Source organism: Paraburkholderia sp. GAS32 (assembly GCF_050434225.1).
In the GTDB taxonomy this organism is placed as follows: domain Bacteria; phylum Pseudomonadota; class Gammaproteobacteria; order Burkholderiales; family Burkholderiaceae; genus Paraburkholderia; species Paraburkholderia madseniana.
The window spans coordinates 78,252-91,007 of the sequence record NZ_JBNPVS010000016.1 but is presented as its reverse complement, the minus strand read 5'-3'; the positions used below and the strand labels follow the sequence as shown (position 1 = coordinate 91,007).

The window sequence follows — 12,756 nt, the reverse complement described above, 5'->3', positions numbered from 1 at the left end:
CCAGAATCAATTTAACGGTTCAGTTCATGTTTTAAGGATTGCAAACTAATTGTTTGTCAAAAACAGAAAAATCATTGAATCGCGAACGTCACTCAAGAATCCGCTCAACGACAGCGCGCGCTGGTACAACTCGCCGCACATGCCGGGCCGGAATACTCCGGCCCAACCGGGCGACTATCAAGCTGCGCTGAAAACAACGTGTTCTAACTTTCGGAGCAACCCGACTGCACGCAGCCGGGTGATAAGCGCGCCCTTCAATCCGCGCGACAGCGCTCGATGCCTTCCTTCGACCACTGAAGTCCCAGTCCCGGCTTGTTCGGCGGCGTGAGGTATCCGTTCGAAACCTGCAACGGCTCCTCGAGGATCGAATCGGCCCAGCTCGTGTATTCGAGCCAGTGGACGGTGGGTGTTGCGGCAAGCAGATGTACGCTGATTTCAGGGAATAAATGCGAGGACACCGGCACGCCGCGCGCGGCTGCGATGGCGGCGCCACGCAGCCATCCGCTCACTCCGCCGATGCGCGCCACGTCCAGCATGAGGTAGTCGGCGGCCTTCGCCGCCACGGCGTCGTATACGGCCTCCGGTCCATCGAGGTTTTCGCCGAGCTGGATCGGGGTAGTCAATTCGCTCGCGATCGCCGCGTACCCCTGCAGATCGTTGTGACGAATCTGCTCTTCCAGCCAATAGATGTTCATATCCCGCAGGTCGAGCCCGCGCCGGATAGCGTCGGGTACCGTCAGCGCCTGGTTATAGTCCACCATCAGTTCGACGGATTCGCCAATTGCCGCACGCACGGCCTTGGTCACTTCAAGATCGGTAGCAGGATTAGGGTGACCAAGTCGCAGCTTCAACGCGTCGAAGCCGGGTTCGAGCAACTTGACGGCCTCTTGCGCGGCCTCGTTCGCCGACATCATTCCCAACCCGTCGCTGTTATAGGCACGAACTGGCTCGAGGCTTCCGCCCAGAAACGTGGCAAGCGGCATGTTGGCTGCCACTGAGAGTGCATCCCACAACGCAATGTCGATAGCGGCGAGCGCCATCCGAACTACGCCCGTCACGCCAAGCAGAGCGTAGCGCCGTCCAAGCAGCTCGCCAATCCTGGCAGGCGCCACAGGCATGCCGTCGATCAGCCCCGTGGCTTCCTTCATGACTTCCGCGATGGCCTTGGCGCCGCTCTCCCGATAGCAGAAGAGATAGCTACGGCCCACCACGCCTTCCCTGGTTTCCAGATCCACCAGCAGCAATGGTGCGGCTGTCATTCGGGCAGCGCTGGTGCCCAGCGGAAAGCGCATGGGCACCTTTACAAAACGGGTGCGAATGGCTGAGATATGCAAAACAGGCTGAACGCCAGACGAGGAACCAGCAGTCACGTCATTTCTCCACGTAGGTCACGGTGGTAGAGTTATAAACCATATTGAACCAAATGGTAACCAAAATTTAACCAATTCGGGCTATCCCCAATATTGGTTACCCAATACAATAGCCTGTGACCGGCTTTGATCGACCCGGAGGCAGCCGTCGATCTATCCACGCTTTGGAGTACACACAAAGTGAAGAATGATGTAAACGTCGAAACGGTCCGCAGTCATTTGCTGGGCACCGCTACTACAGCCGGCGCGAAGCTGCCGACCGAGCGAGTCCTGGCGGAGCAGCTGGGGGTGTCGCGCAATGTGATCCGCAAAGCTTTGTCCGTCATGGAGATCGAGGGCCGCGTTGTGCGCAAGGTCGGCAGTGGCACCTATCTCGTCAAGCAGACCGCAGACAGGGCGGCGGAGCGCGCAGAACCGGCGCGCGGGCAAGCGGAAGCGCTCGACGTCAGTCCGAAGCAGATCGTCGAGGCCCGCTTCGCGTTCGAGCCCAATCTCGCGAGCCTCGCGGCCATGAATTGCACGTCGCTCGATCTGGAGCGGCTCGGCGAGTGCGCACGGCGCTACCACCATGCGGACAACTTCGACGCGTACGAGTTGGCCGACGAAGGCTTCCACCGCGCGATTGCCATGGCCACGCACAACCCGCTCCTGATCAGCGCGTACGAAACCTTCATGACGGCCGATGCGCAGGCCGAGTGGGGCAGCATTCGCCAGCGCTTCCTGACCGCCGAGCGTCGTGCCGCCTCGCGCAAGGAGCACGACAAGATACTGGCCGCGATACGCAGCCGCGACTCCGCAGCGGCATTCGGTGCCGCACGCGAGCATTTGCAATACATCAACTCGGCGTTGCTGCATCCGTGATCGGCTAATCGGCTGGCCCGGCTGCCGGGGCATCTTGTCCTCTGTTCCATCCAGCAAATCGTTTTTTTTGTTTGACACTCCAGATTGGTTCGGGGAGAATGAACCAATTGATCAATTGGTTACCCAATTTGGAGGAGGCGACATGAAAATTGCAGTGATTGGCTCAGGTGGCGTAGGCGGGTTTTATGGACTGAAGCTGGTGCAAGCCGGCCACGACGTGACGTTCGTGGCGCGCGGCGCGCACCTGAAGGCCATGCGGGAAACGGGCCTCCACATTGAAAACGACCTCGGCAATAACGCCTCCGCGAAAGTGAAGGCAACCGATGACATCCTGTCGCTGGATCGACCCGACCTGATCATCATCGCCGTCAAAATGTGGGACCTGGAGGACATTGCGCGCGACCTGAAGAAGATCGCCGGCCCGAATACCGCGGTGCTCTCGTTGCAGAACGGCGTGATCAAGGACTACGTCTTGCGCCGCGAGTTTGGCGAGGAAAACGTCATCGGCGGTGTGGGCTACGTGGCGACATCCATTGGTCGCCCTGGTGTGATCAAGCAAGTTGGCGCCCTGCAGCGTATCAAGCTCGGTGAATACGACGGCCAGAAACGTGCACGCACGGACGAACTGGTGCGCAGCTTCGCCGACGCCGGCGTCGAGGCGACGCTGTCGGACAATATCGCGCGAGTCCTCTGGGAGAAATACGTCTTCTTGGTCGGACTGTCTTCCATGACCTGTCTCACTCACCTGACAATCGGGCCGATTCGCGAAAGTGAAGGCAGCCGGGGTGTGCTTCGCTCCGTTATCGCGGAGGGTGTGCTGGTGGGGCGCGCACACGGTGTTTCGTTGCCGGAAGATTATGCCGACCAATGCATGGAACTGGTCGACAACCTTCCCTACACGATGACGTCTTCAATGTTCCACGACCTGGAAAAAGGCAATCGTCTTGAACTGCCCTGGCTCGGTGGTGGCGTGGTGTCGCTGGCGCGCGAGGTCGATGTCCCCGTGCCCGTCAACACCTTGGTCACCAATGCGCTGTCGCCGTACGTAAATGGTCATGCAAAGGCGTGACCCAGGCGCGACGAGCAAGGCAAAGCCGTAATACATCAGATTGAGCGGCCCCCCGCCTCGCCGGGGCGCGGGCTGCCGTCGGTCGAAATATGAGGACACGAACATCGTGAAGATCGCCAGCGTTGAGTCGATTCAACTGCGGATTCCGCTTGCCGGCGAGGGCCGGCTGGAAATCGGATCGTGGGGCGGGAAAGGACTGCCCACGGTCGATTCGCTGATTGTCAAAGTCGTAACCGATACCGGGGTGGTGGGCTGGGGCGAAACGTTCGGCTTCGCAGGCATTCCAGCGGCGAGAGCCGCGATCGATTCGATCCTGGCGCCCGCGCTGGTGGGGCGCGACGCAGCTCTGCTGGAAAAGCTGACGCTTGACCTGCAGAAGCAGTTTCATATCTTCGGGCGCAGCGGGGCCATTATCTTCGGGCTGTCCGCGATCGATATCGCGCTTTGGGATATCGCGGGCAAGGTGGCGAACCGGCCAGTGCACGCATTGCTCGGCGGCAGCGACGCGGCGTCCCTGCGGTGCTACGCGAGCCTGGTCCGGTATTCCGACCCCGTGCTGGTGAAAGAACACGTTGAGCGTGCGTTGAAAAATGGCTTTCGCCATCTCAAACTGCACGAAGTCAATATCGACTGCATCCGTGCTGCTCGCGAAGCAGCGGGCGATGACATAGAGATCACCGTCGACGTCAATTGTGCATGGTCCGTGCGCGAAGCACTCGACATGACGAACAGGCTCCGGGAATTCAATCTCCGCTGGCTCGAAGAACCTGTCTGGCCCCCGGAAAACTATGCGGGGCTCGCGCAGGTGCGCCGCGAAGGAGGCATGCCGATTGCCGCCGGCGAGAACGCTTCGACGCTAATGGATTTTCAGCACCTGCTTGAGGCGAAGGCAGTCGATTTCATTCAGCCGAGTCCCGCCAAAATGGGCGGCATTACGGAATTGAAAAAGGTATTTGCGATGGCAAATGCCAATAACGTTGAAGTAGCGGTCCATTCGTTTTATGACGGCCCGGGGCTGCTCGCGAGCGTGCATGCGAGCGCGGCGCTGGGCGGCGCGGGCGCCCTGGTTGAATGGCGATGCCTGGGACTCGAGGCACAACTCTACGGTGACGCCATCGCTCCGCGGGACGGGGCGATAGCGGTCCCTCAACGTCCTGGGCTGGGCCTTGAACCGAATCCGGACGTCATCCGCGAATACCGCGTGGCGTAAAAGCGGAGTGTCTGGCTCGCGCCTATGCTGGGCGAGCCGACTGCGGAACGGGATGTCGCGATCACACGGCGGCAACCGGGCATGACCGGGCCAAATCCTCAGGATGCCTTAATCTAAGCGTCGCCAACGCAGTTCCAGGCGCGCCCTCAACCAGACCGACTAATTGAATCGGCCTGAGTGTTTCTCCAAACGTCCAGCAGGTGTCCATATGCCGTGCAATCCATGCAATGGTGGAGATGCATGGTTGACGAACAGGAACAATTGAATTGCCACGCACTGCAATAATTTCGCGCCGAAGGTCGTCCAGAATACGGAGCATTCCGATCACGACCGAAACTTCATGGTGTCTCTCGAGATTATCAGGCTATTCAAATGAACACTAACTCGCAACACGCTTCCTTGGCGACGACCTGTGGCAGCAGCGCCGGCCGCCCGGCCGACGACCTGCCGCATATTTCCCGCGCATTCGCCTGGCGTTTGTTACGCCCGGCCCGGGCCGGCTCTTCAACAGGGAGCCTGCCATGCTGACACCTTCGCCCCATGCCGCGCCGCAGGCCAATCCCGGCTTTTCGCGTATGTTCGCGCGCGGCCGCCTGACACTTGGCCTGACGTTCGCCATCGAGTCATATCCCGGCGATGCGCCAACCATGCGTGATCAGATTCCGCTCGCCCGCAAGGCCGAGCAGGTGGGGTTCGCCGCGCTTGGCGTACGCGACGTGCCACTGCGCGATCCGACGTTTGGCGATCTGGGTCAGATCTACGACCCTTGGACGTGGCTTGGCTATGTGGCCGGCCAGACCGAGTCCATCGCTCTATTTCCAGCGGCTATCGTGCTGCCGCTGCGTCATCCGTTGCACACCGCCAAGGCGGCAGCCAGTATCGATCAGCTCACCGGCGGCCGTCTCGTGCTCGGCATCGCTTCGGGCGACCGCCCCGTGGAATTTCCGGCGTTCGGTGTCGACCGTGAAGAACGTGGTGTCCTGTTCCGCGAGCAAGTGGACTATCTGAACGCCGTTTGGGGCAACACTTATCCGGAATTCGAGAGCCGCTATGGCACGCTGTACGGCGCCGACCCCGTGCCCAAGCCCATTTCGGCGCGCGTGCCGTTAATCGTCACCGGTAACAGCCAGCAATCGGTCGAATGGATCGCGAGCAGGGCTGACGGGTGGATCACCTATCTACGACCCCTGGACTTTCAGGTGGAGCTGATCCGCCAATGGCACGACACAGTCGATGCCGTCGCGCCCGGTGCGTTCAAGCCGTTTGCGTTGCCCTACAAGATCGATCTGGTCGCCGATCCGGACGTATCGCCCACGCCGATCCATAACGGCCACCGTCTGGGCCGCAGCTGGTTGATGCGGCATCTGGAGGCGCTCGAGCGAGCAGGCGCGAACCACGTACTGCTCAACCTGAAGTTCGGAACCAGACCCGCGGAGGCGGTGCTCGACGAGCTAGCCACCTATGTCGTGCCGCGTTTTCCGGCCTTGGGTGCGCTGTGATCGGACGAACGATCCTGCAACACGTATTCGCAATCCGGTTACCGCTGGAACAGGCGCTCTTTTGATAGGACAGTGTTATGGATGTTGCCGACCTCAAGGCATTTGAAGCGGTTGCTCGGCACGGGAGCATGAACAGGGCGGCAGTAGAGTTGCATACCGTCCAGTCCAACGTAACGGCCAGGATCCGTTCGCTGGAAAGAGAAGTTGGCGTTGCGCTTTTCCGGCGACATGTCCGGGGTGTGAGCATGACCCCGGCGGGCCAGCGCATGCTGCCCTACGCGGCGCGAATCGCCAAGCTCGTCGCGGACGCCCGGCTGGCAGCCATGGACGACGGTCCGCCATGCGGCTCCCTCGCGTTGGGAACCCTGGAAACCACTGCGGCGCTGCGGCTCTCACCGATAGTGAGCAACTTCGTGCGGACGTATCCGCAGGTCAGGTTGTCGCTGACAACTGGAACAAGCCGCAGCCTCGCGGTGGATGTCGCGGAATGTCGTATGGATGGGGCGTTCATAGCGGGTCCGCTCGATCACCCGGAGCTTCATAGCGAGACGATTTTCCATGAAGAACTGGTGCTTGTGACTCCGCGCACCATCCACTCGCTGGAGCGTTTGACGTCGATCCCTGACTTGAAGACGATCGTGTTCCGCGCGGGGTGCTCGTATCATCAGCGGCTGGAAGCGCTGCTTGCGGAGATGGGGATTCTCGCGACGACGCTGCTCGAGTTCGGTTCGCTGGATGCAATCATCGCGTGCGTGGCGGCCGGTATCGGGATCACATTGCTGCCACGGGGCGTGGTTGCGGCAGCAGCGCAACTGGGCATCATTGCCATCCATGCGATCTCGCCTGAGAAAGCACGTGTCGAGACACTTTTCGTCCGACGGCATGACGCTTACATTTCGAGCGCCATGCGCGCTTTCGTCGAGGTCTCGCGCTCGGAGTTCGGACCCTTGATGGCGGCGGCGTAGCGGACAACGTACGATCGCGCTTCCCAATGGCGAGTCATTGCCCCATCGGCAATTCGCTTTACCGTCAGGAAACTATCTTTCGAGTTCATTTCCCGGAACGGGAACGCAAGATAGCTTTTCCATAGAGAGAATAAAGTGGCGTCCGTCTGGAGCTGTTCGGACTCTATACTCGGTCCAAGTTAATACGGGCTTCACGATTAGCCGCGATGGACGACTCCGCAAACGCACTTCCTGCTTCCTCCTCGTCGGTCGAGAAGGTCACGTACGCCGCGCGCAATGCATTGTATTGGCGAAGAAACCTTGTCGTCTGTGTATTCGGATCGTTCACGACGCTCGTCAGCCTGAGTATGTTGCTGCCGTTTCTGCCGCTGTACGTGCAGCAATTGGGCGTGACGTCGAGTTCAGCGGTGGTGCAATGGTCCGGCGTAGCGTTTGGCGTAACGTTTCTTGGAACAGCGTTGACCGCTCCGATCTGGGGGCGACTGGCCGACCGGTTTGGACGCAAGCCCATGTTGATCCGAGCCGCGGTCGGCATGGCCGTGGTCATGTCCACCATTGGACTGGCGCACAACATCTACGAACTGGTGACACTGCGCTTCGCGGCGGGTCTTGTCGGAGGCTACGCGTCTGCATCGATCGTGATGATTGGCACTCAGGCCCCGACGGAACGCTCCGGCTGGGCACTAGGGGTTCTGTCGACGGGGGTGCTCGCCGGGAGCCTGGTCGGGCCGCTGATTGGCGGACTGGTGCCCAACCTGATTGGAATCCGGGGTACATTTTTCGCCGCCGGCGCGATGATTTCCGTCGCGGCTATTCTGACCGTTGTACTGGTCAAGGAAGACTTCACCCCACCGACCAGGCGTCAGGCCAGCAAGGTCCAGACAGGTGCTGTCGCGCATGCCAGAAACTACAGCGCAATCGCCGCACTCCTGGCTACAGCGACTATGGTCTTGCTGGCGAACATGTCGATCGAGCCAATCATCACCGTCTACATTTCCCAACTGGGTGTGCCATATCATCGGCTCACGACGGTGGCCGGGATTGTCATGGCGTGCTCGGCGTTTGGCAGCATGCTGACAGCCGCGCGGCTCGGGGCGCTGGCGGACCGGATTGGCGGATGGAACGTGATATCGGTTGCCTGGTGGCCACTGGGCTGATCATGATTCCGCAAGCTTTCGTGACGAACTGGTGGGCGCTTGCCGCGCTGCGTGGTCTGATGGGCATGACGCTCGCGGGTTTGCTTCCTGCGATCACGAAGCTCGTCCGCCATGCCGTTGACGAACGGGAGTCCGGAAAGATGCTGGGTTACCTGCAGTCGGCTCAGTACGCGGGGCAGGTTGTCGGTCCGCTGATTGGTGGCCTGATTGGCGTTCACTTAGGCATGCGCTCGGTCTTCTTCGTTACGGGTGCGTTGCTGATCGGATGTGCGGCGCTGAACCGTTGGGCGAAGAATCGCTGAGCGTGACGTCATGGCAGATCGATCTTCGGCTCGGGGGTATCTATTTTGACGATACCCATATCGTCACAAACCGCTTATGCGTTCTTGAAACATTGTTAAGCTGTTTCCTACGTGATACGTCAACAATCCGAACGGACAAACGTCGTTATACGGTCAGCCGGATTTTCGAACGGTACGTCTGCAATGAGCAATACGGTACACGTGAGACTGCTTCCGACCTGGCTAATATTGTCTAAGTTTAAAAGGAGAGCTTGGGATGACTGATGCACCTCTAACACTTGGCATCGACCACCTTGGTCTGACGGTCCGTAATCTGACCGCTACCCGGGACTTTTTCATCAATGCTCTGGGCTGGACCCAGGTTGGCGGAAGACCCAGCTATCCGGCGGCTTTTGTGTCCGACGGGCATGTCACGCTGACGCTCTGGGAAGTCAAGGATCTGGTCAATTGCGTGGAGTTCGACCGCAAGACGAATGTGGGCCTGCATCACCTCGCGCTGCGGGTCGGCAGTAAAGAGGCTCTCGACACAATCTTCGCGCGGGTCACGGGATGGCCAGGGGTAGTGGTTGAGTTCCCGCCGGAAAACATGGGTGAAGGACCCAAGCGTCACGCGATGGTGTACGAACCGGGTGGCATCAGACTCGAGTTTGATTTTGATCCGCGAATTCAGCCTGCCTGAATTGTGCTGGATCCGGCAGTTCGAAGATTATCCAAAGTGAGGTTTCGATCGTGAGCAAAGCCGCCCAGCGGATTTTTTTGATTACCGGTGCGAGCTCCGGTTTTGGTCGTGCTTTGGCGAAAGCAGCATTGGCCGCCGGCAACACTGTGATTGGTACGGTAAGAAGTGATTCTGCGAAAGCCGAGTTTGAGGGATTGCATGCGCACAACGCTCACGGCGTGCTGCTTGATGTGTCCGATTTCGATTCAGTCAATGCCACGATCGAGGAAGTCGCCGGGCGCGTTGGACCGATCGACGTTCTTGTGAATAGCGCTGGTTATGGTCATGAAGGAATCCTTGAGGAATCACCACTCGAGGAACTGCGTCGTCAGTTTGATGTGAATGTGTTCGGCGCGGTCGCCATGATCAAGGCCGTGCTCCCGTCAATGCGAGTCCGACGCACCGGTCACATCATCAACATCACCTCGATGGCGGGGCTGGTTACATTTCCCGGCATCTCATACTACTGCGGCAGCAAGTTCGCACTTGAAGGGATATCAGAAGCCCTGGAAAAGGAAGTGCGCGGCTTTGGTATCAAGGTGACGGCGGTTGCGCCGGGTGCGTTTCGAACTGATTGGGCGGGCAGATCGATGGTCCGCACAGAGCACAGCATCGAAGACTACGAACCGGTGTTTGCGCCGATCCGCCGCGCCCGTCTGGCGAAAGATGGGAAGCAGCCGGGGGATCCGGTGAAGGCGGCGGAGGTCCTGCTGAACCTGATCGACGAGGCGGACCCGCCGGTCCATCTCGTGCTGGGCGATGATGCGTTAAGCGTAGTCCGGGACAAAATGGCTGCACTGAGTCGCGAAATTGACGCTTGGGAATCCGTTTCGAAATCTACTGGGTTCTCGTGAAAACAGAGCGGGGCGGCGCGCTATGAAGAAAATCCGTCTGCGAAAGTTTTCCTCAGATAGGTGACAAACAGTTCGACCGCGCGTGGTACGTGTGGGGTATAAGGCCGGACCACATAGAGTTGCTCGGCAAAGGCGCCTATTGGCCGCCAGTCGGGCAGGAGAACCACGAGCTTTCCTGATCGAATGGCTGCCTGTGCTGTGAAATCGGGCAGCAGCGCGATGCCCAGATCGTCGAGGGCGGCGTCTCTCAATGCTTCGCTATTGTTAGCGGAAAGAGGGCCGTTTACCGTGATCATCAGAGGAGCTGAATGCATGCGGCGCGCTGTTCTACGTTCGAAAGACCAGATTCCGGACGCTGACGCACGAGGGTAGAACAGGCAATCGTGTGCGGACAGATCGGTTGGCGATTCAGGCAGGCCTCGACGCTCCAGATATTCGGATGTCGCGACGATCACGGATTGCGTCTCGCACAGCTTCCATGCGACATGAGTCTCAGGAACCTGGGCGCTATGTCTGATAGCAAGGTCGAAGCCCTCGGTGGCAATCGAGGTCAGACGGTCAGACGCTTCAAGTTGTACTCGTACTTCGGGATTCGCCCGCAGAAACGCCGACATTTTCGGCACCAACTGCTGCCGCGTGAACGCCACTGGGGCGGTTACCCGGATCAATCCGCGCGCAACGCCCGCCATTTCCCGTACCGTCGCAAAACTCGTCGCAATGTGCTCGTACTCGAGACGAGTATTGTCGACGAGCCGTTGCCCGGCTTCAGTGAGCCGGACGCTGCGGGTGGTACGTTGCACCAGTGCGATACCCGCGGCTCGCTCCAGTTCCGCGATGCGCTGGCTCATTGCAGCTTTGCTCACTCCGAGGCGTGCGGCCGCCGCGGTGTACGTGCCCTGTTCGGCAAGAACCGTCAGCCAGTGCAAATGAGTCCAAAGGCTTTCAACCTTTTGCGTGTCCATGTGTTTTTTGTTCACCATTGAAAACAATCATTTCAATCTTAGCGTCTTTGCAAACTCATAGGCCACTCCTAAACTTCATTCACCACCCATCACAATCCAGGAGTCGAGATGCAAGCCTTCAATGACACAGCCGACGTCACCCATTTTATTCATGGCGAGCGAGTTCGCGGAACGGGAGTGCGTACCCAGGCGATTTTCAATCCCGCTACTGGTGAACGACCACGCAAACTTCTGCTGGGCGAGATCGCGGATGTCGACGCCGCTGTGGCCAGCGCCAAGGCTGCATTTCCGAAGTGGAGCAACACGCCGCCGATCCGCCGGGCCCGTGTCATGCTGCGGTTTCTTGAGTTGATGAACAGGCATCGCGATGAACTGGCTGCGATCATCACCGCCGAACACGGCAAGGTCTTCTCTGACGCTCAAGGCGAGGTGGCGCGCGGTATCGATGTGATCGAATTCGCCTGCGGCATTCCGCAACTGCTTAAGGGGGACTACACGGAGCAGGTTTCAACTGGCATGGACAACTGGACGATGCGTCAGGCGCTCGGCGTTGTCGCAGGCATTACGCCGTTCAACTTCCCGTGCATGGTGCCTTGCTGGATGTTCCCTGTCGCGATTGCGGCAGGTAACGCATTCATTCTGAAGCCAAGCGAGCGCGACCCGTCAGCGTCGTTGTTCATGGCAAGACTGCTGAAGGAGGCCGGCCTGCCCGACGGCATCTTCAACGTGGTTCAGGGTGACAAGGTCGCTGTCGATGCATTGCTGGCGCACCCGGATGTGAAGGCGGTCAGCTTTGTTGGGTCGACGCCGATCGCCAATTACATCTACGAGACCGGTGCGAGGAACGGCAAGCGCGTGCAGGCGCTGGGCGGGGCCAAAAATCATATGGTTGTCATGCCTGATGCCGACATCGATCAAGCCGTTGACGCGCTGGTCGGTGCTGGATACGGTTCCGCTGGCGAGCGTTGCATGGCTATTTCGGTCGCTGTGCTCGTAGGCGATGTTGCTGACAAAATTATTCCGAAGCTTGCCGAGCGTGCGCGCAATCTCATCGTAAAGAACGGTATGGAGCCCGACGCGGAAATGGGGCCTATCGTTACGCAACAGGCGCTCGAACGGATCGAAGGGTACATCGCGATTGGCATCGACGAAGGTGCAAAGCTGGTTGTTGACGGTCGCGGCCTTAAGGTAGACGGCTTTGAGGGCGGCTTCTTCACGGGCGGTACGCTGTTCGACAACGTCACGCCGGAGATGAGAATCTACAAGGAAGAAATTTTCGGCCCGGTGCTTGCCTGCGTCCGTGTAAAGGACTTCTCGGAAGCGGTCGATCTGATCAATGCTCATGAGTTTGGCAATGGTGTGGCGTGCTACACGCGCGATGGGCATGTCGCTCGCGAGTTCGGGAGGCGCATTGAGGTAGGCATGGTCGGAATCAACGTTCCTATCCCTGTGCCGATGGCCTGGCATGGCTTCGGCGGCTGGAAGCGGAGCCTGTTCGGCGACACGCATGCATACGGCGAGGAAGGCGTTCGCTTCTATACGAAGCAGAAGTCGATCATGCAGCGTTGGCCGGAAAGCACGGAAAAGGGCGCTGAATTTGCAATGCCCACAGCGAAGTAAGCAAACTGGTTCGGCAAGTGATTGGGCGTCGCGCGCGGCACGGTGCGGCGCCCGATTTTTGTCTGTGCAGAACCGCATCCGGGCAATTGGCCAGACGTCCGGTCTGCATCTGACACCTTGATATGGATTCGCGCCGTTGTTGCGCGTTGTAAATGTTCGAAGAGGAAAG

The 12,756-nt window shown here is 59.4% G+C and carries 10 protein-coding genes and 1 pseudogene; 9 read left to right on the top strand and 2 right to left on the bottom strand.

The window, feature by feature from the left end; genetic code table 11:
* Nucleotides 1–254: 254 nt before the first annotated feature.
* Nucleotides 255–1,298, bottom strand: a complete 1,044-nt coding sequence (locus P3T25_RS20480; protein WP_429358875.1) for an enolase C-terminal domain-like protein — start codon at nt 1,296–1,298, stop codon at nt 255–257.
* Between the two features lie 252 nt (nt 1,299–1,550).
* Here P3T25_RS20480 and P3T25_RS20475 point away from each other — a divergent pair, with 252 nt between their 5' ends.
* The 8 genes and pseudogenes from P3T25_RS20475 (at nt 1,551) to P3T25_RS20440 (ending at nt 10,005) form a co-directional block, all read left to right on the top strand.
* Entirely contained in the window at nt 1,551–2,231 is a 681-nt protein-coding gene (locus P3T25_RS20475) for a FadR/GntR family transcriptional regulator (protein WP_429358821.1), read from the top strand.
* Between the two features lie 34 nt (nt 2,232–2,265).
* The gene (locus P3T25_RS20470) at nt 2,266–3,300 is read left to right on the top strand and encodes a ketopantoate reductase family protein (RefSeq protein ID WP_429358820.1); all 1,035 of its coding nucleotides are present in this window, start codon (nt 2,266–2,268) and stop codon (nt 3,298–3,300) included.
* A gap of 106 nt (nt 3,301–3,406) precedes the next feature.
* A complete protein-coding gene (locus P3T25_RS20465) occupies nt 3,407–4,510 on the top strand; it encodes a mandelate racemase/muconate lactonizing enzyme family protein (protein WP_429358819.1) in 1,104 nt (367 codons plus the stop codon).
* Between the two features lie 521 nt (nt 4,511–5,031).
* Entirely contained in the window at nt 5,032–6,009 is a 978-nt protein-coding gene (locus P3T25_RS20460; protein WP_429358818.1) for an LLM class oxidoreductase, read from the top strand.
* A gap of 77 nt (nt 6,010–6,086) precedes the next feature.
* Nucleotides 6,087–6,974: a LysR family transcriptional regulator gene (locus P3T25_RS20455; protein WP_429358817.1), complete on the top strand. Its 888-nt coding sequence runs from the start codon at nt 6,087–6,089 to the stop codon at nt 6,972–6,974.
* A gap of 206 nt (nt 6,975–7,180) precedes the next feature.
* Nucleotides 7,181–8,433 (top strand): annotated as a pseudogene (locus tag P3T25_RS20450) (MFS transporter).
* Nucleotides 8,434–8,689: 256 nt separating this feature from the next.
* The gene (locus P3T25_RS20445; RefSeq protein WP_429358816.1) at nt 8,690–9,112 is read left to right on the top strand and encodes a VOC family protein; all 423 of its coding nucleotides are present in this window, start codon (nt 8,690–8,692) and stop codon (nt 9,110–9,112) included.
* Nucleotides 9,113–9,162: 50 nt separating this feature from the next.
* The gene (locus P3T25_RS20440; protein WP_429358815.1) at nt 9,163–10,005 is read left to right on the top strand and encodes an oxidoreductase; all 843 of its coding nucleotides are present in this window, start codon (nt 9,163–9,165) and stop codon (nt 10,003–10,005) included.
* A 20-nt stretch (nt 10,006–10,025) separates the two neighbouring features.
* Here P3T25_RS20440 and P3T25_RS20435 read toward each other — a convergent pair whose 3' ends face one another.
* Nucleotides 10,026–10,967, bottom strand: a complete 942-nt coding sequence (locus P3T25_RS20435; RefSeq protein ID WP_429358874.1) for a LysR family transcriptional regulator — start codon at nt 10,965–10,967, stop codon at nt 10,026–10,028.
* Between the two features lie 108 nt (nt 10,968–11,075).
* On the opposite strand from P3T25_RS20435, the gene P3T25_RS20430 reads away from it, so the two are divergent.
* Entirely contained in the window at nt 11,076–12,587 is a 1,512-nt protein-coding gene (locus tag P3T25_RS20430; RefSeq protein WP_429358814.1) for a CoA-acylating methylmalonate-semialdehyde dehydrogenase, read from the top strand.
* Nucleotides 12,588–12,756: the final 169 nt, after the last annotated feature.

Bases quoted from the DNA above. Each gene is read 5' to 3' on its own strand.
- P3T25_RS20460 (WP_429358818.1), top strand. From the start codon at position 5,032: ATGCTGACACCTTCGCCCCATGCCGCGCCGCAGGCCAATCCCGGCTTT.
- P3T25_RS20455 (WP_429358817.1), top strand. From the start codon at position 6,087: ATGGATGTTGCCGACCTCAAGGCATTTGAAGCGGTTGCTCGGCACGGG.
- P3T25_RS20445 (WP_429358816.1), top strand. From the start codon at position 8,690: ATGACTGATGCACCTCTAACACTTGGCATCGACCACCTTGGTCTGACG.
- P3T25_RS20435 (WP_429358874.1), bottom strand. From the start codon at position 10,967: ATGGACACGCAAAAGGTTGAAAGCCTTTGGACTCATTTGCACTGGCTG.
- P3T25_RS20430 (WP_429358814.1), top strand. From the start codon at position 11,076: ATGCAAGCCTTCAATGACACAGCCGACGTCACCCATTTTATTCATGGC.